This window comes from Candidatus Viridilinea mediisalina (assembly GCF_002532535.1).
GTDB lineage: Bacteria > Chloroflexota > Chloroflexia > Chloroflexales > Chloroflexaceae > Viridilinea > Viridilinea mediisalina.
This window is the reverse complement of the sequence record NZ_NQWI01000029.1, coordinates 15,693-40,062: the sequence shown is the minus strand read 5'-3', so window position 1 is coordinate 40,062 and position 24,370 is coordinate 15,693. Positions and strand designations below refer to the sequence as shown.

The 24,370-nt window shown below is 57.2% G+C and carries 23 protein-coding genes and 2 tRNA genes; 9 read left to right on the top strand and 16 right to left on the bottom strand.

Going from position 1 to position 24,370, the window contains the following annotated elements; genetic code table 11:
• The first annotated feature begins 30 nt into the window (after positions 1 to 30).
• The 7 genes from nadA (at position 31) to CJ255_RS23470 (ending at position 5,820) form a co-directional block, all read left to right on the top strand.
• Positions 31 to 1,002, top strand: coding sequence for a quinolinate synthase NadA (gene nadA / locus CJ255_RS08735; RefSeq protein ID WP_097643718.1), 972 nt, complete (start codon positions 31 to 33; stop codon positions 1,000 to 1,002).
• 141 nt (positions 1,003 to 1,143) lie between these two features.
• Positions 1,144 to 2,784, top strand: a complete 1,641-nt coding sequence (nadB, locus tag CJ255_RS08730; RefSeq protein ID WP_097643717.1) for an L-aspartate oxidase — start codon at positions 1,144 to 1,146, stop codon at positions 2,782 to 2,784.
• Between the two features lie 197 nt (positions 2,785 to 2,981).
• Positions 2,982 to 3,848 carry a carboxylating nicotinate-nucleotide diphosphorylase gene (gene nadC / locus CJ255_RS08725; protein ID WP_097643716.1) on the top strand — a complete coding sequence of 289 codons (867 nt, stop codon included), beginning with the start codon at positions 2,982 to 2,984 and terminating at the stop codon, positions 3,846 to 3,848.
• 96 nt (positions 3,849 to 3,944) lie between these two features.
• A tRNA-Glu gene (locus CJ255_RS08720) sits at positions 3,945 to 4,021 on the top strand.
• 12 nt (positions 4,022 to 4,033) lie between these two features.
• Positions 4,034 to 4,109, top strand: a tRNA-Asp gene (locus tag CJ255_RS08715).
• 56 nt (positions 4,110 to 4,165) lie between these two features.
• Positions 4,166 to 5,101, top strand: coding sequence for an RluA family pseudouridine synthase (locus CJ255_RS08710; RefSeq protein ID WP_245863274.1), 936 nt, complete (start codon positions 4,166 to 4,168; stop codon positions 5,099 to 5,101).
• A gap of 101 nt (positions 5,102 to 5,202) precedes the next feature.
• On the top strand, positions 5,203 to 5,820 hold the full coding sequence (locus tag CJ255_RS23470; protein WP_097643714.1) for a hypothetical protein: 618 nt from the start codon (positions 5,203 to 5,205) through the stop codon (positions 5,818 to 5,820).
• 282 nt (positions 5,821 to 6,102) lie between these two features.
• Here the strand turns inward: CJ255_RS23470 and pufM are convergent, their stop codons facing one another.
• The 5 genes from pufM to CJ255_RS08680 form a co-directional block, all read right to left on the bottom strand.
• Complete coding sequence (gene pufM / locus CJ255_RS08700) at positions 6,103 to 7,020, bottom strand: photosynthetic reaction center subunit M (protein ID WP_097643713.1); 918 nt, start codon at positions 7,018 to 7,020, stop codon at positions 6,103 to 6,105.
• A gap of 72 nt (positions 7,021 to 7,092) precedes the next feature.
• Entirely contained in the window at positions 7,093 to 8,028 is a 936-nt protein-coding gene (locus tag CJ255_RS08695) for a photosynthetic reaction center family protein (RefSeq protein ID WP_097643712.1), read from the bottom strand.
• Between the two features lie 376 nt (positions 8,029 to 8,404).
• Positions 8,405 to 9,553: an MFS transporter gene (locus CJ255_RS08690; protein WP_165774626.1), complete on the bottom strand. Its 1,149-nt coding sequence runs from the start codon at positions 9,551 to 9,553 to the stop codon at positions 8,405 to 8,407.
• A 1-nt stretch (position 9,554) separates the two neighbouring features.
• Positions 9,555 to 10,838 carry a glycosyltransferase gene (locus tag CJ255_RS08685; protein ID WP_097643710.1) on the bottom strand — a complete coding sequence of 428 codons (1,284 nt, stop codon included), beginning with the start codon at positions 10,836 to 10,838 and terminating at the stop codon, positions 9,555 to 9,557.
• A gap of 176 nt (positions 10,839 to 11,014) precedes the next feature.
• Positions 11,015 to 11,707 carry a glycosyltransferase family 2 protein gene (locus tag CJ255_RS08680; protein ID WP_097643709.1) on the bottom strand — a complete coding sequence of 231 codons (693 nt, stop codon included), beginning with the start codon at positions 11,705 to 11,707 and terminating at the stop codon, positions 11,015 to 11,017.
• A gap of 322 nt (positions 11,708 to 12,029) precedes the next feature.
• On the opposite strand from CJ255_RS08680, the gene mce reads away from it, so the two are divergent.
• A complete protein-coding gene (gene mce / locus CJ255_RS08675; RefSeq protein ID WP_097643708.1) occupies positions 12,030 to 12,440 on the top strand; it encodes a methylmalonyl-CoA epimerase in 411 nt (136 codons plus the stop codon).
• Positions 12,441 to 12,563: 123 nt separating this feature from the next.
• Positions 12,564 to 13,562: a DinB family protein gene (locus CJ255_RS08670; protein WP_097643707.1), complete on the top strand. Its 999-nt coding sequence runs from the start codon at positions 12,564 to 12,566 to the stop codon at positions 13,560 to 13,562.
• A gap of 121 nt (positions 13,563 to 13,683) precedes the next feature.
• Here the strand turns inward: CJ255_RS08670 and CJ255_RS08665 are convergent, their stop codons facing one another.
• From CJ255_RS08665 to CJ255_RS08615, 11 genes are all read right to left on the bottom strand, one after another.
• Complete coding sequence (locus tag CJ255_RS08665; RefSeq protein ID WP_097643706.1) at positions 13,684 to 14,382, bottom strand: class I SAM-dependent methyltransferase; 699 nt, start codon at positions 14,380 to 14,382, stop codon at positions 13,684 to 13,686.
• A gap of 129 nt (positions 14,383 to 14,511) precedes the next feature.
• The gene (locus CJ255_RS08660) at positions 14,512 to 15,522 is read right to left on the bottom strand and encodes a rod shape-determining protein (protein WP_097643705.1); all 1,011 of its coding nucleotides are present in this window, start codon (positions 15,520 to 15,522) and stop codon (positions 14,512 to 14,514) included.
• A 533-nt stretch (positions 15,523 to 16,055) separates the two neighbouring features.
• Entirely contained in the window at positions 16,056 to 16,481 is a 426-nt protein-coding gene (locus CJ255_RS08655; protein ID WP_097643704.1) for a F0F1 ATP synthase subunit epsilon, read from the bottom strand.
• A 37-nt stretch (positions 16,482 to 16,518) separates the two neighbouring features.
• Positions 16,519 to 17,946, bottom strand: a complete 1,428-nt coding sequence (gene atpD, locus CJ255_RS08650; protein WP_097643729.1) for a F0F1 ATP synthase subunit beta — start codon at positions 17,944 to 17,946, stop codon at positions 16,519 to 16,521.
• A 17-nt stretch (positions 17,947 to 17,963) separates the two neighbouring features.
• Positions 17,964 to 18,839, bottom strand: coding sequence for a F0F1 ATP synthase subunit gamma (locus CJ255_RS08645; RefSeq protein ID WP_097643703.1), 876 nt, complete (start codon positions 18,837 to 18,839; stop codon positions 17,964 to 17,966).
• A gap of 180 nt (positions 18,840 to 19,019) precedes the next feature.
• The gene (gene atpA / locus CJ255_RS08640; RefSeq protein ID WP_097643702.1) at positions 19,020 to 20,582 is read right to left on the bottom strand and encodes a F0F1 ATP synthase subunit alpha; all 1,563 of its coding nucleotides are present in this window, start codon (positions 20,580 to 20,582) and stop codon (positions 19,020 to 19,022) included.
• A gap of 27 nt (positions 20,583 to 20,609) precedes the next feature.
• The gene (atpH, locus tag CJ255_RS08635) at positions 20,610 to 21,098 is read right to left on the bottom strand and encodes an ATP synthase F1 subunit delta (protein ID WP_097643701.1); all 489 of its coding nucleotides are present in this window, start codon (positions 21,096 to 21,098) and stop codon (positions 20,610 to 20,612) included.
• A gap of 52 nt (positions 21,099 to 21,150) precedes the next feature.
• Complete coding sequence (locus tag CJ255_RS08630) at positions 21,151 to 21,645, bottom strand: F0F1 ATP synthase subunit B (RefSeq protein ID WP_097643700.1); 495 nt, start codon at positions 21,643 to 21,645, stop codon at positions 21,151 to 21,153.
• Positions 21,646 to 21,673: 28 nt separating this feature from the next.
• Positions 21,674 to 21,904: an ATP synthase F0 subunit C gene (gene atpE, locus CJ255_RS08625; RefSeq protein ID WP_097643699.1), complete on the bottom strand. Its 231-nt coding sequence runs from the start codon at positions 21,902 to 21,904 to the stop codon at positions 21,674 to 21,676.
• A 99-nt stretch (positions 21,905 to 22,003) separates the two neighbouring features.
• A complete protein-coding gene (atpB, locus tag CJ255_RS08620) occupies positions 22,004 to 22,894 on the bottom strand; it encodes a F0F1 ATP synthase subunit A (RefSeq protein ID WP_097643728.1) in 891 nt (296 codons plus the stop codon).
• A 357-nt stretch (positions 22,895 to 23,251) separates the two neighbouring features.
• On the bottom strand, positions 23,252 to 24,370 hold the full coding sequence (locus CJ255_RS08615; protein WP_097643698.1) for a response regulator: 1,119 nt from the start codon (positions 24,368 to 24,370) through the stop codon (positions 23,252 to 23,254).

Below are 24,370 nucleotides of genomic sequence, written 5' to 3'. Positions count from 1 at the left end.
TGTTCTTTAGACACTAAAAAGGTTACACCAATGGCGCTTCAGCTCTACCACGATACCGGCACAACCGCCGCGAACTTGGTTGCAGAAATTACGGCTCTACGCACGCAACGGCAGGCGGTGATCCTTGCCCACAACTATGAGTATGGCGAAATTCAAGACCTCGCCGACTATGTGGGTGATTCGCTGGGCATGGCTCAATATGCAGCCCAAACCGCTGCACCTGTTTTGGTTGTCTGTGGGGTGCATTTTATGGCCGAAACAGCCGCGATTCTTTCGCCAGAAAAGACCGTGCTTATCCCCGATCCAGAGGCTGGTTGCTCGCTTGCCGCTTCGATTGATGCCGAGCAGTTGCGCGCTTGGAAGGCTGAACATCCCGGTGCAGTCGTCGTTAGTTATGTAAACACATCTGCCGAAGTCAAGGCTGAAAGTGACTATTGCTGCACCTCCGGCAACGCTGAACGGGTCATTCGCGCTATTCCTGAAGATCGGCAGATTCTCTTTCTCCCCGATATGTTCTTGGGCAGCTATTTGCGCCAGCAGACCGGGCGCGCCATGGAGATCTGGGCGGGCGAATGTCACGTCCATGCGGCTATTCGCCCCACTATGGTTGAACAGCAGCGCAGCGCCCATCCCAAGGCTGAGTTTCTCATTCATCCCGAATGTGGCTGTGTCAGCAGCACGATGCACTACCTTGCCACCGGCAAGATCAGCGCCGATGGTACCCATATTCTCTCCACTGAGGGTATGATCAGACACGCCGCCGCCAGCAACGCTTCGCAGTTTGTTATCGCCACTGAGATCGGCGTACTCCACCGCATGCGTAAGGCCAACCCCGAGAAAGAGTTTTTGCCCATTGATGAATCGATTAGCTGTAAATACATGAAGCTGATTACACTCGAAAAGGTACGCAATAGCCTGCGCGATCTCACCCATGTGGTCAGCGTTGAACCCGCTTTGGCTGCCCGCGCTCGTGGTGCGATTGAGCGGATGATTGCGCTATAGGGATGGTTCGTGGCGGCTTTGCAGTTTGCGAGGACGCGAAGATACGAAGATGCGAAGCTCTCCGCCTCGCGCATCCTCGCAAGATTGTAAAGTGACCTTTCGCTCTTCTGAAACCATCCCTGTAAACTAGAAAGTCACCCCATGCTTTCCCCCCATGCCCCACGCTACGCGCTCGATCCCTTACCCCAACCAGTCACCACCCGCTCTAGCACCATTCTGGTATTGGGCGCTGGAGCGGCAGGTTTGAGCGCAGCCTTGGCAGCCGCCGCGTCTGCCGATGTGTTCGTCTTGGCGCGTGGCGATCTGCCTGCGAGCAACTCTGCGCTGGCCCAAGGTGGCATCGCAGCCGCCCTCGATCCCTCCGATACTCCTGCGGCCCATATTGCCGATACACTCATCGCTGGCGCGGGGCTCTGCGATGAAGCTGCGGTGACGACGCTGGCCTATAGCGCCCCGGCCCTCATGCGCGAATTGGCCGCCGCTGGGGTTCCCTTCGCCCGTCATGGCAACGACCAGTTTGCCCTTGGTTTGGAAGGTGGCCACGCGACCCGCCGCATCCTGCATGTTGGTGATGCCACTGGTCTCGCTGTCACCGGCATGCTGCTCGCCGCTGCCCAAGCGCATCCACGCATTACCCTGCTGGCCGGTTGGCAAGCAGCCGATCTGCTTGATGCCAACGGACAGATCATTGGGCTCCTCGCCCGCGCCCCCGATGGCCAGTGGCATCACCTGCTTGCCCAAGCCACCATCATTGCCAGTGGCGGTGCAGGTGCGCTCTATGGCCTCACCAGCAACCAGCCGACCGCCCTCGGTGAAGGGATTGCCATGGCCTATCGGGCTGGGGCCGAGGTGGCCGATATGGAGTTTATCCAGTTTCATCCCACCGTCTACCAGACGCAGAGCGGCGCAGGCTTCCTAATCAGCGAAGCAACCCGAGGTGAAGGTGCGATCTTGCGGACACCCGCAGGCGGACGCTTTATGCCCGCCTATGATCCCCGTGCCGAATTGGCCCCCCGTGACATTGTGACTCGCGGGATCTATGCGGCAATGAGTCGTGCGGCGAGCGACCACGTTCTCCTTGATCTGACCCACCTGCCTCGCACTGTGATCGAAGCCCACTTCCCTACCATTTGCGCCCGTCTGCGCAGCGAAGGGCTTGATCCTGCCACGAAGCCCATTCCGGTCGCCCCTGCAGCTCACTACCTCATGGGCGGCATCCGCACCAATCTTGACGGAGCCACCAATCTGCCCGGCCTCTTTGCTGCCGGCGAAGCGGCATGCACCGGCGTGCATGGCGCCAATCGCCTCGCATCCAACTCGCTGCTCGAATGTCTCGTCTTTGGACGGCGGGCTGGCCTTGCGGCCTTGCATACAACCCAGGCACTGCCTAAACCAAAGCTACACAGCACCAGCGCCCCGCATCCAAGCTTGCAGCCGCCCACCGCCTGGCGAGAACAACTCGCTGCCCTCATGCACCACGCTGCTGGCCCACTCCGCGACGGTGCTAATCTACGCGCAGGTAGCGAAACATTAAGTCCATGGCCGCTGCAAGCAAGCCCCGAACATCCTGAGTACCTGACTGCCGCCAATGCAACCCTTGTGGCCCGTATGATCCTCACTGCCGCCCTCTACCGCCAAGAGAGCCGCGGGGGCCACTTTCGTAGCGACTTCCCCCAAGCCCATACCCATTGGCAGCAGCACAGCATCCTTCGCAACGGACGCAAAGCTTCCCGTGTTCATCTGCTACACCCCGACCCAACGCTAGCCCACGCCGCTGATTAGAGTTTAGAGGCTGTCTGAAAAGTCTATGGGCTGGCACTGGAGTGCCGGCTAAAGCCGGCACTCCAACGTGTGTCCTCAGGCTTTTCAGACAGCTTCTTAGGAAAGGATGGGGCTACGCCCCAAACCCCGCTTGTTGTTCCGTGTTGGCGGCTTCGCCGCCAACACGGAACAACAAAGCACCATCCCCGGATAAATTCATGCATGAACTGCCACCAGACCTGATCAAAACCATCGTTAGCCAAGCGCTCGCTGAAGATATTGGGACTGGCGACCTCACGACGCTCAATGCCATTCCGTCTACGGCCCAGGCTGAAGCCCAGTTTGTCTTCCGCGAGCCAGGAGTGGTGTGCGGGTTGCCTCTGGTAGAGGCCGTCTTCGCGGCCCTCGCTGCAAACCTCGTTGTCACGCGCACCATCGCTGAGGGTAGCAAGGCCACAGCGGGCCAAACGGTTGCTACAGTGGCAGGCCCAGCCCGTGGCATCCTCACTGGTGAACGGGTAGCCCTCAACCTCTTCCAACGACTCAGCGGCATCGCCACCCTTGCCGCCAACTATGTCGCTGCTGTCGCAGCTACCCCCGCTCGCATCCTCGATACGCGCAAGACCACCCCCGGCCTGCGGGTACTCGAAAAGTATGCCGTGCGCATGGGCGGGGCCACCAACCATCGCTTTGGGCTCTACGACGGCGTGATGCTCAAAGATAACCATCTCGCCATCTTGTCCCAACAGGGCATTGACCTGACTAGCGCCATTCAAGACCTACGCACCCGCGTCGGCCCAATGGTCTGCATCGAAGTCGAAGTCGAGAGTGCTGCCGCCGCCGCCCAAGCTGCCGCCGCTGGTGCCGATATGATCCTGCTCGACAATATGCACCCCGCACAACTGCGCGAAGCTGTCGTTGCAATTGCCGGACGTGCCCGCTGCGAAGCCAGTGGCGGTATCACCCTAGACAATATCCACGCCATCGCCACAAGCGGCGTAGACTATATCAGCATCGGAGCGCTCACCCACAGCGCCCGGGCGCTTGATATTGGCCTTGATGCGATTGCAGATTGTAGATTGTAGATTGTAGATTGCCGAACAAGGCGTCGCAATTGCCAGCGCAACAAAATTTGCATCATCCTAAAACCTATGCTATAATCCTCAGCGAGTTGAGGACGTGGCCCCATCGTCTAGCGGCCTAGGACGCCACCCTCTCAAGGTGGAGATCGCGGGTTCGAATCCCGCTGGGGTCACCAAATGAGCATCACGGGCCCGTGGTGTAGCGGTTAACATGCAGCCCTGTCAAGGCTGAGATCGCGGGTTCGAACCCCGTCGGGCCCGCCACAAGGCGGCAGCAAAGCTCACGTTCACGTGGGCTTTGTTGATTCATGGAGTCTGCTGTGTCCTCCTCCTTCCCGCACCTCACCTATCTTGTGCCCGCCCAACATAACGGCGTCCCTCTCGTTGAGCTTGCCTACAACCTAGCGGGCGAGCGGGGCCGCTTGGCGGCTGAACGCGGCGGCGCTTGGCTCGATAACCGCCGTCTCACCGATCCCCAGCACATCCTAAACGCCCATACCACCCTTGTGCTGCGCTTTCCGCCTGAGCAGGGTTACGATCACGTTGAACTAAACGCCAACCATCTGGCTTTTGAAGATGAATGGCTGCTGGTGCTGCATAAACCTGCGGGTTGGTATGTCAATGCGGTGCCGTGGGATACCTACGGCACCATTGTGGCTGCACTGCACCGCTTCCTCAGTGTCCGCGACGGGGTTGCCCCACCACTCCATCTTGCCCACCGGCTCGACCGTGATACCACTGGTCTGCTGCTCCTAAGCAAGCATCCCGCCGCAAATGGGCCGCTGCAAGCCGCCTTTAGCCAGCAGCAGGTCTATAAGCGCTACCGCTGCCACTGTGCTGGCCTGCCTCCTTGGCAAGCCTATGAGTTGCGTACCGGCCATGGGCGCTCGGCCCACGGACGCTGGCGCATCTATCCGTTAGAAGAGGTAGGTCACCAATTGCCCCAATGCGGCGGACGGGTGCGCTTGGCCCATACAAGCTTCAGTGTCAAGGCCCAGTTCACCCAGAGTGCCCTCGTGTGTGCCTATCCCCACACTGGGCGCACCCATCAGATCCGCTTGCATATGGCAAGCCTTGGACTACCACTGCTGGGCGATACGCGCTATGGTGGCCCCGACCACTATCAAGGGCAACCCCTCAGCGGCCACCTCCTGCATGCCGCCGAACTAAGCCTCAAGCATCCCATCACCGGCGCAACCCTAACCTTGACCAGCCCCTTGCCTCCAAGGGTCGGCTGGTTGCAAAGGAACACCTAATGCGATAGCCGATAGCCGATAGCTGAAAGCCGAACATGGCGTCCCAATGTGCTAGGTTGTCATTGAGCATGCGGCATGTTCAACAAGAATTGGCGGAATCTATGAGCGAAGCTACCCAACTACCCACCCAGCAGCAGCGCGTCGGACGGCGCTTAGGACTTGAACCCTACTACACCGTCACAGCCCAAGATAGCGCACAACTCGAACTCACATCGCGCCCAGAGGTCAACCGAACCATGGCGCTCACCACCATAGGCATTGGCACAACGCTGGTAATCTTGGGTCTCAGCCTTGCCATCAGCGGCATCGCAAGTGCAATCGCTGGCGCAGGTTTTGGTGTCGCGGCCATTGCCGCCGTGCTTGCCGGACTGATCGGCGGATTTGGTTACCAACGCATCATTGGCGGCTACGCAATCCTCACCACCCACAACCGCATCACCTGTGATCGCAATGCTGGTACCATCACCTTCTGGCAAGACAGCAAGATCGGACGTGCCCGCGAACAGCGGATCTTCTTCGCCCAGATCAACGGCCTGCGCCTGCGCCGTCGCCCCCTCGCCGTAGGCTGGCCACTCCGCCGCATCACCCCCATTGTCGCCCTCGAACTGACCATCAATGATCAAATCTGGGTCATTGACAGCGCCAACGACCCTGAAGCCCTGCGTCCAGCCGCCGAAGGGTTTGCGCGTATGCTTGATCGGCCCTTGCAGAGTGCATGAGGCGAAGACGCAAAGGCGCGAAGACGCGAGGACGCGAGGACGCGAGGACGCGAGGACGCGAGGATGCGAGGACGCGAGGACGCCAAGACGCCAAGACGCCAAGACGCGAAGATGCGAAGATGCGAGGGCTTGCGCCTCCTCGCCTCCTCGCCTCACGCATCCTCAAAGCGAAGGAGGCGAGGGCTTGCGCCTCCTCGCCTCCTCGCCTCACGCATCCTCAAAGCGAAGGAGGCGAGGGCTTGCGCCTCCTCGCCTCACGCATCCTCACAGCCCACCACTAGCTCATGGTACCGGCTGGCGCGACTCAGGGTAGACAATCCCTGCCTCAATGCCCCACTGATACCAGTTATTTACAAAGTCGGGCATCGAGAGGAAAATACCTATCGCACCAGTGACCCCACAGAGCCACGCGAACCAGAAGGCCCAAAGGTGGATCGAGTAGGCATTCGCATTGAAGCCCATGCACCAGCGCCAGAAGAGTTGGGCGCGCTCGGTACCCGTACCAGGTGCCTGCATCTCGTCCCACTCCTCGTGGGCCGCATACTTCTCAAGCGCCCAGATCGTCCCGGCGTGCATTGCCAGCAGCACTGTCGAACCAAGCAGGAAGAAGATCGAGAGCATGTGGAACGGATTGTAGTAGAAGTTTCCGTAGCGCACACTCACATTGTTCGTCCAGTCGAGCAGCGCCTTGAGGCCGTGGGGCGGCGCTTCCGACCAGTCACCCATCCACATCGGGCGAATGATGTAGATCACAAGGTAGAGAATGATCGCACCCGTGAAGCCATAGGCCAAATAGGGCTTGATCCCCAAGGTACGCGCCCGCGTAAGCAGGAACATGAACCACGCAAGAATCGAGATGGTCAAAAAGAAGGTGGTAATCAACCACCAGCCACCCTGCTGCAACGGCGGGAAGGAGAGGCCATAGAAAGAGGGTGGTGGATCAATCTGGAGTACGAAGAAATACTTCGCAAACGCAATCGGGTTCCAATTGACCTGTGCAGCCATCACGGCCAGCCAAATGAATGTAAAGAGACCACCCGTAATGTAGGCAAAGACATTCCAGAAGCCCAAGTAGGTCGGGCCAATCTGGCTATCCATGCCAAAGTTCTCAAGGATCGGCAACTCAACCGCTTTACCGATGCGTCCCTTCGCTCCAGGCCCCAGTTCAAGATCAGTGGGGATCGGGTTCATCGTCGCCATAAGCTCGCTCCATACTTGATGAAGGGGGCATAGGGGCAACTACTGCCCCTCACCACATCCTAAACCAATCGTCTACACTCCGCTCCACCAAGGTAGCGTATTCCAGAAGTTCCAGAAACTCACCCAGTCATTTACGACCCAACCCGACAAGAGGATGCAGAGGTTGGCCGAGAGCACCCCACCACACGCGAAGACGAAACCGAGGCGATGGATGCCCGATTCGCCAATCGAGTAGATGATGGCATCGCGGAAGAAGATATTCTCGATGTCGCCACCTTCAGGCCCACGGTACTGTGCTGCACTCAGGATCAGCGAACCGTGGCAGGCCAGCAACCATGTCGAACCAAAGAGACCGCAGATGCCAATGGCGTGGAAGGGATTGTAGAAGAAATTGTTGTAGCGATAGCCAAAGTTAGACACCCAGTCCAAGTGTGGCATCACGCCCAAGACAAAACCTTCGTGCCACATGCCCATAGCGATGGGACGAATAATTTGGAGCGTACACCATGCCGAGAAGACAACCCCATAGGCAACCGCAATGTGGTAGCCCATGTTCAGCTTCATGCTAATGTCAACCTGGCGCATAAACCAGCCAAAAAAGGCAATCGTGGCAAAGAGTACCGTCATCTGCCAGAGAAAACCTGGCTGCCCCGAACCAACCAAGGCTAATCCGACCTCGGCGGGCGGGGGGTCGATCCGTCCGGCAAAGAAGTTCTGAGCGAGCGAATAGGGCCCACGTACAACTGTTGCGTAGAGGTAGAAATAGACGCCGAAAATGATGCCTAACACCGACACAAAGCCCCAAAAACCGACATAGAAGGGGCCGACCCAGAAATCGAAGGGATCATACTTGAACAGAGAACTAAACGTGGTGCGACCTTTGATCTTGTACTCCGGCTCCATCTCCTCAATGGTGCGACCCCCAGGCACACGCGTTGCGCGTGCCCCATCAACGACAGTGAAGCCAAAATCGGGGAAACGCGGATCCTTTGCTTTGGTACCGCTCATAGCGGGCTCCCTTTCCAGACGACTCGGCGGACGGGACTATCTGACCCTCGTCAGGGGACATACTAGGGGCTTTGTTGCAAGAAGGCAAAAAGATGCAACGCTCACGGAAAGTATAATACGCCACAATATCGTTGTCAAGCAATGATGTTGTGCCCAATTTCTGCACCGCAAAGCGTAAAATAGGCGTATCTAGCCCTTTAGCCTTGCTTAAACCTCTGCCCCTTTCGTTGCATATAGACAACTTAAGCAAGCCACAGCCTTGCCTATGTTGGCGAAGCCTCGCCAAAAAACCTCCATTTTGTTCCGTGTTGGCGGCGAAGCCGCCAACACGGAACAAAATGGAGGTTGGGGCTTGCCCCAATCCCCGCCGCAAGGCTTAACGTAAAGTACGCCACACGACTAGCCCTAGTAACAGACTAACCCCCAGGCTCAAGCCTAAGACCATCTGAGCGCCCGCTGGCGGGCCCCATTCGCTCAGTACGATGCCCATGGCCGGTGGGATCAACGCCCCACCCCAGTTGCCAATCCCTAAGGCTAGTGAGGTTGCCGCTCCCCGCCCCTTCGTCACCGACGCAACCAGAGCCATAATGGTCGGGAAGATTGGCCCCCCCGCCAAGCCGATGATCAGCAAGGCAAAAACGGAACGTGGCGCATCGCCAATGCTCAACGCAAAAAGTATTGCCCCGCTGAGCAGCAGGGTGCCTGCCATCCCCAAGAGTTTCAGCGCACTCAAACGCAAACCCAAGAGCGCCCCCAAGCCTCGCCCCAGCGTCAGGGCCAACCAAAACCCCGAGAGCGCAAAGGCTGCATGCTCAGGTGTCATAGCTGCGCCACGCTCCAAATAGACCGCCGCCCAGCCGCCGATGGCGATCTCGGTGCCACTATAGACCAACAGCATCAAGCCTAGCAACACCACCAAGCTCCAGGGTGGGGTAGCACTACCCATTGGTACCGTATTCCCGCCCGACGCAGTCTCGGCTGCGCGGCTAATCAGCGGCAACAAGAGCAGCAACAGCCCGGCACCAACCCACAGCGCCAGCAGCGACGATCCGCCTCGTGCTTGGCTCCAACCCGCGATCAGGGGGCCAATGATTGATCCTACGCCAAAGAAGAGGTTGACCAAATTCAGGGCAGAAGCACCACGCGGCCCAAAGAGGCGCGGAATGAGGACACTCCCCGCCGCCAAGATCGCCCCAAAGCCGACACCCCCTAGCAGCGCAAAACTCAACAGGCTGATCAGACTGCGACTCAGGCTCTCGCCCAGAATGCCGCTGCCCATACAACATGCCCCCAGCGCCAGCAGGGTACGCTGACCATAGCGACTACTCAGGTGCGGGGCAAACAACTGGACAATGACCGTCCCAATTGAGAAGGACGTAAAAATACTGCCCACCAGGGCCACATCTTGGGCAATATTCAGCGCCAACGCGGTCATGTTGGGCCCAATCGCGGCAAGCGCCAAACCAGCCGCGAAATAGACCGCACACATCAGGATGAGCGTGCCTACAGCATTGAACCGAGGCATCTCAAGAGACCTGAGCGGTCGGACGCCGCGCCGTCCGCGCTGCTCGCCGTAGATCAATCTGCTCTGCATAGAGCCCACTGATCCGGCGCGCAATCGTCCCCCAGCCAAACTCCGCCGCACGAGCCCGCGCTGCATCCCGTAGCCGTGCCGCTTCATCTGGATGATCGAGCAGATGCGCCAGCAGATGCGCCAGTGCCTGATGATCATCAACCGGAAAGAGCAGACCACTACGACCATCCTCAATCGTCAGCGCCAGCCCACCTGCTTTTGAGGCGACGACTGCCGCACCAGCGGCCATCGCTTCCAAGGCAACCATCCCAAACGACTCATAGTGTGAGGGCACCGCAACCACAGCAGCAGCAGCAAAGTAGGCAGGCAATAGATCCTGACCTTGTGCGCCAACAAAGCGCACCCGTTCCGCCACCCCCAACTCACGGCGGAGTGCATCAAGCCGTCGCTGCTCACTATTCCAAGCGTGGGGCCGATCTTCTGGCTCACCACCCACCAACAGTACCTTGAGTTGCGCGGCCCACGGTTGCTCATTGGCTTGCAGGAGCGCCAGCGCCCGAATGAGCGCATCCATGCCCTTCAGCGGCTCCATACGGCCCACACAGAGCAAGAGCCGCTCATTTGTAGGCAAGTCCAAGCGTGCCCGCGCAAGCGCCTGATCCATAGGCTGGAAACGATTGAGATCAACCCCACACGGGATCACCCGAATCCACTCCGCATCTGCGCCATAATTCCACACCATCTGCGCCCGGTCGAGGGGTGTAGCCGCTACAACTGCATCCACTTCGTGCATCAAACGCCGCTCCAGCGCAATCCGCACACTGCTCTCCGTCTCCTCTTTGGAACGAGCCACACTATTCTTCATCGCGCCCAGCGTATGGAACATATGCACTACTGGCGTATCCCAACTACGCCGCAAACGCAGCGCCGCCTCACCCGAAAGCCAGTAATGGCTGTGAATGACATCGTAGGCAATATCTTCACCATCAGCAAAACAGCGCACACGATTCACAAATTCTGGTAGATAAGTCAAGATCCAATTTTTATCATACGGTGCAGCCGGCCCCGCATGCAAGTTGATCACCCGCACCCCACAAGCAATGGGCTGAATTGTCGGCAACGAGCGTTGTTGCGTTCGCGTAAAAATGTCTACCGGAATGCCACGGCCCCCCAACTCACGCGCCAATTCACGCACATAGACATTCATCCCTCCCGCCTCTTTACCCCCCAATGTGGCCAGAGGACTACTATGCACACTGATCATTGCCACTCGCACAGCGCAATTTCTCCTTAGAGGCTGTCTGAAAAGCTCGTGGGTACGTGCTGGAGTGCCGGCTTTAGCCGGCTAAAGCCGGCACTCCAGTGCGTGCCCACCAGTTTTTCAGACAGCTTTTTTGTTTACTTTTCACACAAAAAGAGGCGGGTACTCCCCGCCTCGCCCCAAGCACCCAGCTAATCCGCCAAGCGATAGCGCAGGAGGGCTAAAATGGCATAAAAACCTTGACTGGGCTTCATCTTCTTCCCCTCTTCGTAGGTGCGCCCAATGTAGCTGATCGGTACCTCAAGAATACGATAGCCCCGCTTGAGTACCTTTGCGGTAATCTCAGGCTCGAGCCGAAAATCGTTGCTCTCGAGCCTGAGATTACGAATGATCTCGGTACGCATCACCTTGTAACAGGTCTCCATATCCGAAATCCAGCAGTTGAAGAGAAAGTTGGTCAGAAAGGTCAGCCCCTTATTGCCTAGCGCATTCCAAAAATACATGCCCGTATGACTGCCCATAAAACGGCTGCCATAGACCACATCAACCCGTTTCTTGACGATTGGTTCAACGAGGGCATAGTAGTCATTCGGATCATACTCCAGATCGGCATCTTGAATGATCGTGATCTCACCACGCGCATGGGCCAAGCCACTGCGTACGGCAGCACCTTTGCCACGATTGACTGGATGGCTGATCACCTTCAATTGCGGATTACGCAAAGCTTCTTCACGCAGCACCCGGAGTGTCTCATCAGAGGAGTGGTCATCAACAGCGATGATCTCCTTCTCATAGTTAACCGCATAGACCCGCTCGAGGATCTGTGGGAGCGTTTCTGCCTCGTTGTAGCAGGGCATAATGATCGAGAGAAGGGGACGTTGCATAAGTTTAGTACCGTTGTAGAGTATAAAGGCAAGGCTGTGCCTGACGATAGCATACCTTGGGGGAGGATACGTGGATGCGAGGACGCGAAGCCTTCGCCTCTTCGCCTCACGCATCCTCGCAAGCAACCTTCGGCTTTTCTGAAACCTTCTCTTGGTTACAAACCATCTTGCAGACACAAAACGCGGAGATTGTACCAGAGCATGAGATGAGCGTCAATGTTACCGTAACCCCAGAACGGCACAAATCAAGCTACCATGTGCAACCAAACACGCTATAATATAGTCGTATCACTCAGAGCAATCAATAGGCAAGGGAGGGTTCATGTTTACCCATGTTGACCATATCGGGCTTGCGGTTCACGATGTCGAAGCAGGTATCGCCTTCTACACCCAAGCATTTGGGATCACCGAATGGGAACGCATCAGTCTGCCTGATCGCCACATGGCGGTGGGGGTGGCTCGCTTGGGCGAGACGCTGATTGAACTGATTGCCCCCACTTCCGAAGAGGCCGCCTTTGCCAAATTCCTGCGTGACAAGGGGCCGGGCGTGCATCATATTGCCTATCGCGTTGATGATATCGTTGCCGCGCTCGCTGAACTACAATCCCGTGGCGTGCCCCTGATTGATAAGACGCCTCGTCCCGGCATCCACAACACACTCATCGCCTTTATTCACCCTAAGGCTGGTGGTCAAGGCGTACTCACCGAGTTGGTGCAACACCAAGATCATTAGGGAAGGTTTGTAAGCACTTTACAGCTTACGAGGACGCGAGGACGCGAGGACGCGAAGCTCGCGCCTCTTCGCCTCACGCATCCTCGAACATCTGAAATCTTTCCTTAGCAGCACGTAGATCCTATGTCACTCGATGAACACGAGTACCGGCGGCTCCTCTGTAGTATGAGCCTAGGCTATACGGCCTACCATGTTTGGGCGCTCCAAGCACGCCGCGAGCGCAAGTTTAATATTGCCCGCCTCCTGGCTGCTGCTAGTAGCGTGAAGCGTATCCGCGCTGAATTGGCCTTCCGCGCCCTTGGTGAAGTAGGTAAAACCTCTGATAATGTCGCCCGTGCCTTGGCTGGCCTTGAACCGGAAAGCGTCGCAACCGGGCCAGTCACTGGTACGGGTGCCATTTCACGCGATCTGCTCAACCGTGCGGCCCGCGCCCTCGCCGAAGGCCGCGATCTGCTCGCCAGTGAACTAGACGATCTCTTTGTCTGTGGTGGCTGTGGTGAACTGATGGAGGGTCCAACCGACGCCTGTGCCATCTGTGGCACTGTCCGCGAGGGCTTTCAGAGCTTTCGTGCCGCTGAAGCAATGGGCAACCTTGGCCCCACATCCATCATGCGCCGCCTCGAACAATCCATCACTACGATCCATGCGCTGATGAGCGACATTGACGAAGAACTGCTTGCAGTGCGCGCCGTTGGGGGCTATTCGATCAAAGAACTGATTGGCCACCTCGCCGATACCGATGAGGTCTTCCGTGAACGCGCATGGCTCATTCTCGAACTTGATGAACCACGCCTGCCAGCCGCCCATCCACCCAAACTAGCCAAAGCGGAGGTCTATCGCACCCACCCCCTGGCCGATCTCTTTGAGCATTTCCAAAACAGCCGCCAACAGACCCTCGATCTCCTACGGGGCCTCACCGCTGCCGCTTGGCGGCGCACCGGCAACCATCCCATCTTTGGCATTGTGCCCCTCACCCACCAAGGCAATTGGGTAATCGAACACGAGCGCAGCCACCTCGTTGAGATGGCGCAACTCCGCCATGATCTGCTCCATCAGCACGATCAGTTCAATCCGCCGGTGCTTCCGCCGAATCTGGTCGCTGAGATTCTTGAGGGTGAGTAGGGGAAGGAGAACAGAGGAACGGAAGAACAGAGAACAGAGAACAGAGGAACGGAAGAACAGAACTTGACAGATCCATGCTGTTCCTCTGTTCCTTCGTTCTTCTGTTCTTCCCTCTGTTCCTCTAAAAATAACTACGCCCAAAGAGCCGCCGCAGGCGCTTGCGCGCCTCGGTGCGTAGCGCCCGGCCAAAGAGCGCGAAGAGGAAGAGCCCAATCAGCGTCAGTGGGCCTTGCTGTGGGCGTACCAGTTCGCGTAATGCCGCCGGATCACTCAATCCCAAGGGCGAACGGTCGCGCACCTCTACCCATAACGTGCCACGACACCACTCCCGCTCAACCCAAAAGAGTTCAGGCATACTACGCTGAAAAAAATAGTAGGCCGGATTGTACTCATAGAGATAATCGAAGAGTTCGCCAAATGGCTCCTCTGGCTCTTTCGGGTGGAGCACCAGCGTATCACCCACCAGATTGACATACCAGCGATGGAATGACCAGTGGAAGAGCCGTTCCGCCACCTCCGAAGGGCTTTGGATGTAGCCAGCCGCACATGTGCGCTCCAATTCACGCGCAAACTTCACTGGATCATCCATATGTTCAAGAATGTGCGAGCAGATGGCATAGGCAAACACCTGCTCACGGAAGGGCAAATGGTGTGCGTCGGCCACGACAAAAGGCCGATCAACCACTAGGTCGCCCCCCCGTTCACGGTTATCGCTCCCTAAGAAGCGATCCACCAGCACATCTGAACGTGGATTGGGATTATCACCACTGCCAATTTCAAGGACAAGACCAGTGCGTGGTGGGTTGAGCTTCTGGCGCATGGGTAGCTCCTCCAAAGTCGGTGGGCTGGCGATGGAGTGCCGGCTTCAGCCGGCTAAAGCCGGCACTCCACCGCGTGCCGCGTCATGTGGAACGGCACTAACACCCTTTTCAGACAGCCTCTCACATCCCTAGTTGAGATCATCACCCGACAGGCTATCGCGCAAGATCTCTAGGTTCTCGAGCGCCAAACCAGTCCCAATCGCAACACAAGAGGCGGGCTGATCGGCCACATAGCAGGGCACCCCGGTTACCTCAGTGAGCAATTCGTTGATCCGACGCAGCATCGCACCGCCGCCCGTCATCACCATGCCCTTATCAATGATGTCGGAAGAGAGTTCGGGGGGCGTCTCGACCAGCACAGCGCGCACCGCAGTCACAATCGCCTCAAGCGGCTCTTGGATCGCCTCAGTAATCTCGTTGGAGTCCACTTCGATGGTACGCGGCAACCCCGCCACTTGGTCACGCCCACGCACTTGGGTTGTAAGCGGGCGCTCCAGCGTCAAGGCCGAACCAATCTCGATCTTTACACTCTCGGCGGTGCGCTCACCGATCAACATGTTGTACTTACGCTTGATGTAGGCCGCTATCGCCTCATCGAAGCGATGGCCCCCAACCCGCACCGAGGTACTGACCACAATATCATTGAGCGAGATGACGGCCACTTCGGTAGTACCGCCGCCAATATCAATGATCAGATTGCCCGAAGGCTGGGCCACCGGAATATTGGCCCCAATTGCGGCAGCGAGCGGCTCGCGGATCAGATAGGCCCGCCCGGCCCCCGCCTCAAGGGCCGCACGGCGCACAGCACGCATCTCTACACTCGTCACCCCAGCAGGAATACAGATCATCACCTCAGGGCGGGCGACACGAAAACGCCCAGCCGACCGATTGATGAAATAGGTCAACATCGCCTCAGTGACGACGTAATCAGCAATTACCCCATTCCGCATCGGGCGTACCACCTCAATGCTCTCCGGCTCACGCCCAAGCATCGCCAGTGCCTCGGCCCCTACGGCCCGCACACGCCCATCACGCTTACTCAACGCAACCACCGAGGGCTCCGCCAGCACAATGCCGCGCCCCCGCACATAGACCAGCACATTGGCTGTGCCCAGGTCAATCCCGATCTTGCGGGCCATAATTACCCCTGATCTCAAAGCTCAGTGCCAACCCCTACAGGATGTTCACCAAGCCTCGTATTGCGAAGGAATGGTTCGGGGGGATGCGGCGAGCCTAGCCCTTCGCACCTCCCGTCAGACAGCAGTTCGCCGCAAGGCGAAACCATCCCGAACAGGCAAAACAGTTGGTATTATAGCGGATCTCTGCTTTTCCATGTGCAGGTAGGCTGGTAGCTTTGGGGTTGGGGCGGCGTAGCCCCAGAGCTATCTCAGAAGCTGTCTGAAAAGGGATTTCATGTCGTTGCACACGACGTGGCGTAAGTTGGAGTGCCGGCTTTAGCCGGCTAAAGCCGGCACTCCAACGCCAACCGCCGATCCATGCGGGAATCAGCCGAACGGCTTCAGGGCTTTAGCCGGCTGAAGCCGGCACTCCAACGCCAACCCATAGAATTTTCAGACAGCCTCTTAACAAAACCCCCCTGATCCAAAGGATCAAGGGGGCAACACCAACTCTGTTCTACCGCTCTACCGTTCTACCGCTCTACCGTTCTTCCCTAAGATCGCCCCTGGCGCCGCCCCGCCTCTTTGATGCGGGCGACCTGGAGGCGAACCATCTCTTTACGTAATTTTGCTTCGGCTAGAGCCATGTCCTGCTCAGATTTAGCGGAGGCGCGCTGCTCTTCAGCGAGGCGCACAGCGGTCTCTGCGCGCGACTCGTCAATCTCATCGGCGCGCTCGACCGTGTCGGCCAGAATGATGATGTTGGTCGGTAACACCTGCATAAAGCCGCCAGATACGGCAAAGGGCGTGCGCTCGCCACCTTTGACAATGCCCAATTCACCGGAGGTGAGGATTGAGAGCAGGGGCGCGTGGCGCGGCAGGATGCCAACCCGCCCTTCGCGGGTTGGCGCACTGACCATATCCACATCATCGGCAAAGACTTCGCGCTCAGCCGTGACGATCTTTAGATGGATTGGCATAGACGTTGTCTCTCTCTGGTTGCGTAACCGGCTTGCGCTACGCCTTCTGGCTCTCAGCAAAGGCAGCCAATACCTCGTCGAAGTCACCCTGCATGTAGAAGTAGGATTCGGGAATATGGTCGCCCTCACCCTCAAGCACACGCTTGAAGCTCTCGACCGTCTTCTTCACGGGCACATACTTACCAGGACGGCCTGTGAACTGCTGGGCCACGGTGAAGGGCTGCGAGAAGAAGAGTTCGATTTTGCGTGCCCGCGAGACCGTCAGCTTGTCTTCGTCGCCCAACTCTTCCATACCAAGGATGGCAATAATATCCTTGAGATCTTTATAGCGCTGGAGCACCCGCTTGACATCCTGGGCTACGAGGTAGTGTTCATCACCAACCACATTGGGATCAAGAATGCGGCTCGTTGAGGCCAGGGGATCCACCGCCGGGAAGATCGCACGCTCGGCGATACTACGCTCAAGCGAGATGGTCGCATCGAGGTGGGCAAACACCGTGGCTGGCGCTGGGTCGGTATAGTCGTCGGCGGGCACATAGACCGCCTGCATCGAGGTAATCGAACCCTTCTTGGTCGAGGTGATGCGCTCTTGCAACTCACCCATCTCAGTGCTCAGGGTAGGCTGGTAGCCCACCTGAGAGGGCATACGCCCAAGCAGCGAGGAGACCTCAGAGCCGGCCTGCACAAAGCGGAAGATATTATCTACAAAGAGCAGGATGTCGCGCCCCTCATCGCGGAAATATTCCGCCATGGTGAGGGCGGTCAAGCCCACGCGCAGACGGGCACCGGGCGGCTCATTCATCTGCCCAAAGACCATAACGGTCTTATCGAAGACGGTCGAGGTGTCGTCAATGCGTGAATCGCGCATTTCAGCGATCAGGTCATTACCCTCACGCGAGCGCTCACCCACGCCTGCAAAGACGGAGTAGCCCGACTGCTCTTTGGCGATATTCGCAATCAACTCCTGGATCACCACCGTCTTACCCACCCCGGCACCACCGAAGATAGCGGTCTTACCACCACGGGTAAAGGGGGCAACCAAATCAATCACCTTGATGCCGGTCTCAAAGACCTGCGCCTCAGTGCTCTGCTCCTCAAAGGAGGGCGGGAGGCGATGGATCGGGCGACGCTCGACCGAAGCATCCACTGGGGCTTCGCCGTCAATCGGGGTACCAAGGACACTAAAGACCCGTCCGAGGGTTTTGGGGCCAACGGGCACTGCAATGGGCATACCGGTATCATAGACCGGCACACCGCGCTGCAAGCCATCGGTAGAACCCATAGCGACCGCCTTGACCATACCATCACCAAGCTGCTGCTGCACCTCACAGACCAGCGGATCGCCCTCTTCAAGCGGAATCTCAAGGGCGTTATAGATCTCAGGAATATGGCCTGGGAAGCGACAGGTCACCACCACGCCGATAATCTCAAGCACGGTGCCCTGTTCCTTCTTACCGTTCGTCATCGTCATGCTCTCCACGTCTATCCATCAGCCAGCGCAGCCGCACCGGAGGAGATCTCACTGACCTCCTTGGTGATCGCCGCCTGACGGGCCTTATTGAAGCTCAGGGTCAAATCGCGCACCAGATCTTTGGCGCTCTTGGTCGCATTACGCATCGCTACCATCTGGGCCGAGTAGAAACTCGCAATCGACTCAAGAATAGCTTGGTAGATTTGGGTTTCAACATAGCGCGGCAGCAATTCGCTCAGGATTTCCTCTTGACTCGGTTCGTAGGTAAAATCAAGGCGACTACCACCACTCGATTCAGGCGCTTCTACGGGTACCAACTTCTTGAGGTTTGGGCGCTGCACCAGCGTATTTACAAACTCGCTATAGATCAAATAGACTTCACAATACTCACCCGTCTGCACACGGCTCAGGGCAGCGGTGGCCACACCCAAAATCTGTTCAAGCTTTGGGGCATCGCCCAGTTTAATCGCCTCAGCCTGCAAGTTTTGGCCTGTGCGTGCAAGAAAATCACGCCCCTTCTTCCCATAGGCATAGGTATCAACCGTGCGGCCCAACTGCTGCTGCTCGATAATAAAGCGCCCAACGCGACGGAAAATATTGGAACTGAGGCTACCAGCCAGACCACGGTCAGGCGTGACCACAATCAGGGCCACCTTGCCCGTATCGGGCTTGACCTCCAACATCGTACCCTTGCGTCCCATCCCAATCGAGCGATTGGAGAGCTCGCCGATCAGATTTCGCATGCTATCGGCATAGGGACGGGTTGCCATAACATTACGCTGTGCCCGGCGCATCTTTGAGGCCGCGACCATCTCCATGGCCCGCGTAATCTGGCCCACATTCTTCACCGAGCGGATGCGCCGTTTAATTTCGCGGCTGCTCGCCATCTGAGACTCCTGAACGAATGAGCAGCGGAGGTGAGGAACAGGAGAACAGGAGAACAGGAGAACAGAAGAACAGGAGAACAGGAGAACAGGTTGTTCGGTTGTTCGGTTCTTTCGTTCCTATGTTCTTCTGTTCCTTCATTCTTCCGTCCTGTTCCTCTGTTCCTCTGCTCTTCTGTTCTGCTAGTAGTTACTCGTCGCCTTAAATTCTTTAATCGCTCCCACCAAGGCGTTCTTCACCTCATCGGAGGGGAACTTCTTATCGAGGCGATTATCGCGCACGAGGGTACGCACCTCGGGGTGGGCGGTCTTCATAAACTCAAGGAAGTCATCACGCCAGCGGGTAATCAACTCCACCGGCACATCCTCAAGAAAACCGTTGTTAGCGGCATAAAGAATGGCAACTTGGTCTTCAATTGGTAGCGGATTGTACTGCGGCTGCTTGAGCAATTCCTGCAAACGCTGGCCGCGTTCAATCTGGGCCTTCGTGGTGGCATCAAGGTCGGAGGCAAACTGCGCGAAGGCCGCGAGGTCGCGGAACTGCGCCAATTCACCCTTGAGCTTGCCGGCCACCGAACGCATTGCGCGGGTCTGGGCCGAGGAACCGACACGGCTCACCGAGATACCAACGTTCAACGCGGGGCGCTGGCCGGCATTGAAGAGATCCGCCTCAAGGTAGATCTGACCGTCGGTAATGGAGATAACGTTCGTCGGAATAAAGGCCGACACGTCATTGGCTTGGGTCTCGATTACCGGCAACGCCGTCAGCGAACCTCCGCCGAAGTCGGCATTGAGCCGGGCGGCACGCTCCAGCAGGCGCGAGTGGAGGTAGAAGACATCACCGGGGTAGGCTTCGCGGCCCGGGGGACGGCGCAGCAGCAACGAGACCTGGCGGTAGGCCACCGCGTGCTTCGAGAGATCGTCGTAGACAATCAGCGCATCCTTGACCAACTTGCCATCGAGTTTGACGCCATTCTCCATGACCTCCTCACCCATCGCACAACCGGCATAGGGCGCAATGTACTGGAGAGCCGCCGATTCAGAGGCCGAGGCAGAGACGATAATCGTATACTCAAGGGCACCATACTTCTCAAGAATACCCACAACCTGGGCAACCTGAGCACGGCGCTGGCCAATTGCGACATAGATACAGACCATCCCCTGGCCCTTTTGGTTGAGGATGGTATCCACAGCGACCGCAGTCTTCCCCGTCTGGCGGTCGCCGATGATCAACTCACGCTGACCACGGCCAATCGGGATGAGGGCATCAATCGCAACAATACCCGTCTGGACAGGGGTATCAACCGATTGGCGGGTGATCACACCGGGGGCAATGCGATCGACTTCGCGGTAGCCACTGGACTGAATCGCCCCCTTGCCATCAACAGGCTGACCGAGGGGGTTGACCACCCGACCAAGCAAGCCCTGGCCAACCGGCACAGAGATAACCCGCCCGGTGGAGGTGACCATATCGCCCTCTTCAATGGACTGATAGTCACCAAGAATAATCGCGCCGACGCTATCCTTCTCAAGGTTGAGGGCATAGCCAAAAATCGACTCAGCGCGGCCCGCCTTGGGTGGAAATTCAATCAACTCCGAGGCACGTACCTGGTCGAGGCCATCAATACGCACTACGCCATCGCCAACGGAGGAGACGGTGCCAACGTTGACTTGACGTGGCTTAAACTCAACCCCGGACGTAATTCCCTGCTTGAGCCGAGTAATCAGCTCGTCAGTTATTGCCATTGCTAACGCTCCATACGGATGGGTGGATTAACCTGCGAGCATATTGCGTTGAATTGCGCTGAGACGACTACGCAAGCTATTATCGAGGACTTGGTCACCCACACGGATAATCAAACCACCGATGAGCGAGGGGTCAACACTAAAGTTCACCGCCACTTCCCCATAGCGTTTACGTAAATCAGTACGAATACTTGTCTGCTGGCCTTCACTCAATTCAACGGCACTAATCACACTCGCATCAAGTGCCTGGCCTGCCGCACTACTCACAAAGGCGGCGAAGGCGGTAACGATGTCATCAATGTGGTCAAGTACCCCCTCTTTGGCGAGGCCGTGGAGGAAATTACGTACTTGAGGCATAGTCTGGGGCGAGAGCGCCGCATCAATCTGTGCGCCAGCATCGTTGCCAGTAACCCCCGCCAGTTTAGGTGCCACATCGTGCAACTGGTCGAGGGCGGTACCGACAAGCGAGTCGTAGAACGCACCTGCAATCGCCCGAGTATCAACTTTTTTTGCCATAAGATATAGTTCTCAGCCTAGTTGTTCGTCCCGCACAAGGATTGACGGACGACTAGTTGCGACGATCAAGCGCAGCAAGTGACTCAGCGATCAGCTTATCGTGGCCACGCGACTTCAACTCAGAGGCAAGCACCTGGCTCGCGGTCAACGTGACCAACTCAGCAATCTTGCCTTTAGCCTCACGCAGCAGGGCATCGCGCTCTTGGACTGCGGAGACCCGGGCTTCATCACGAACCTTATCGGCCTCACGGCGAGCTTGTGCGATAATCTCAGACTCTTGGGACTTCGCACGTTCTTGGGCCTGCGCGACAATCTTTGCAGCTTCTTGGCGCGCCTTGGCAATCTCGGCATCATAGTCGCGCTTGGCATTGGCCAGTTGCAACTTCACCTGCTCTGCGTCCTTCAAACTCTGCTCAATGCGTTCGGTGCGACTATTCAGCATCTTCAAGACCGGCTTGTAGAGGAGGTACCAAAGCAAGCCGACGACGACGCCAAAGTTCAGCAACTGTGCAAGGAACAGCCACGGGTTAAGACCTAATGCTTCCACCCTCTAACCTCCGTACCTAGCAGGCTGCTTAACTAATTACGCCGAACGCGATCATGAACGAGATGAGCAGACCGAAGATGGCCAGCGCCTCAGTAAAGGCAATGCCGATGAACATATAGGTCACCAGCGTATTCTGCATCTCTGGGTTACGGCCCATCGCCTGCAAGGCCCCCGCCACGATGATACCAATACCAATACCGGGGCCGATGGCAGCGAGGCCAATCGCGAGGGCAGTGGCGACGAGATTCAGACCTTCCATGTTCTCCAATCCTCCTTAAAAATCAGTTGCTCACGATGAGCGTATGACCCGATGGTGTAGTTGTGGGTACGAAAGAGAGCCTGGGCCTACACCATAACCCTAGTGGGCGTGACCCTTCGCCTCACCGTGGTGTTCATCGTCATGATCGTGACTAGTGGTCGCAATACTGAGGAACGCCATGGTCAAGAGCGCAAAGACAACCGCCTGGATGAAGCCAATGAAAATCTCAAAGACATAGATCGGCATTGGCACAATCAATGGCACCAAGAAGATGATGATCGCAATCAGCACCTCACCAGCGAAGATATTCCCAAAGAGACGCAAAGCCAAGGCAATGGGCTTCATAATCTCAGAGATAAACTCAATGATGCCGACGAAGGACATAATGCCATTGAGATTGAAGAACTTGCTCAGATAGCTCAACCCCAAGGTCTTAAAGCCCCAGTACTGAAAGAAGCCAAAGGAGATCAGACCCAGGGCAAGGGTAAAGTTGAGGTCGGTGCTGGGTGGACGCCCAAAGGGAATCAGGGCATAGCCCGGAGCGCAGGTGGTGTATTCGTTATTGTACTCTGGATACTTCGGCACACACCCACCAATTGAGGTCGCACCAGGGATCAACCCCGACCAGTTGGAGACCAAGACATAGAGGAAGATGGTTGCCACCAGGGGGAAGGCGCGATCAACAAACTTGGGGCTAATGTTGCGGAAGATGTTGTAGAACGCCTCAAGGATGACCTCCATCACATTCTGCAAGCCGCGAGGCACATCCTGCATCTTGCGGGTCACCAAAAGCGCCAAACCAATCAGGAAGACATCAACCACCAACATCATGAGCAGAGAGTTGGTGAAAGGAATCCCCGGAGTGATCTGGAAGAGCGCTTCGGCTGCTACTTCTACGTGGGGATCACCACTATACATGAGAGGGCGACTGATGACCGCTACTACAATCATCACAACGATGGACAACAGGATACGCATTCGCAGTGACAACGCCATACCTCCTACAGAAATCCGATCGGCAATTGAGGCAACCTAACAGGCAACAACTTTTCACAACAATAACTGCCTTACTGCATGAGGGGATGAAAACGACACCGTTTCCCTATGAGTAAGCCAGAACAGAAGTTCGTTACACTCTTCACAATAAGAATAACACAAGTACCCCTATTGTGCAAACGCGCCAGACGTGGGCGATGGACATGTTAGCTTCCGTGCTGATGACCGTGCGGAGTATACCATATGCTCATCTTTGGGGCAAGTCGTTTTTTGTGTGGTTGTGGCGGCTACGCCGCCACAACCACACAAAAAACAAGCTTGGGGGGTAGCGTAGCTACCCCCCAAAGCTTACTACTTATCAAATGCTTCGCGCAACTCCCGAATGGATCGTTTTGCATTAATCCAAACAGCACCGATTTTAGAGCTTGCTACCTTCTTGTTAAAGACCAGCACCAGCAGGAAGCGTTGCATCACATCGAAGCAGTAGAGATCAATATTGACCCCCTCGTGGATGTAGACACTAGTGGCGTCCTCTTCGCGCAGTTGGCGCGCTACTTCGCCGGTGGTCGAAAAGCCAGTAGAGAGGAGCGGTAAAACGATCATCATGGGCAGATTACTCGCGGTGCCTACTTCAACCAGCACCATGCCAGCGCGGTCGGTGAGCATGACGCTCTGCGTGCCAAGATCTTTGGAGAGTTGGCCCATGACCGAGCGGATGATATTGATATTCTTTTCCGTTACAACCAAGTTGGTAGCGGTATTGCGCCACGCACTAGGGGCTTCTTCGGGGGCAGCCGGTTTTGCTTCTGGCGCAGGCGCAGCCCGAGCGGCAGCGGCCCGACTACGGGCAGCGAGGCCACCTTTAGATGCAGAGGAGGATGAGGAAGAGGAACTCGTAGCCGCCGCCTCGCGCTCGGCGCGGCTCGGTAGCGTCACGCGGGCAGGCGTAAACTCACGCCGCTCGCTACTGCTACTGGCGGCAGACGATGCCGCTGGTGGCAGGGGCGGGGGCGGCGGGGCACTTGTGCCTAAACGCCGTCTGCGGGGTGGCTCTGGTTCAGGCTCAGGTTCGGGTTCGGGTTCTTCGGCTGCTTGTTGTGCCGCCGCCTGAACAGCGGCCTCGGAGGCGGCCTTGAGGGTAATCCGCAACTCATCGGGCGCGATTGAGCCATAGAGAAAGCGGAAGACCCCAGCCGCTTCGGCTTCAGCACGGGCCGCATCATCGTTTGCACTATAGAGAACAACCCGAGTTGGTACCTCAAAGTTGGGCAGAATCTCGGCCAACTCTAGGCCACTCATGCCTTGGAGTTCCATCTCGGTCAGCAGGGCCTCCGGCGGATTGGTACGTAGTTCCCATAGGGCATCATTTGGTGAACTGAAGAACTGAATCTGCGCCTCATCACCCAACTGACCCGCCATGTCCCGCAGCGGTGCACCCTCATTTGCGACCACCATCAGTCGATAGCTCAT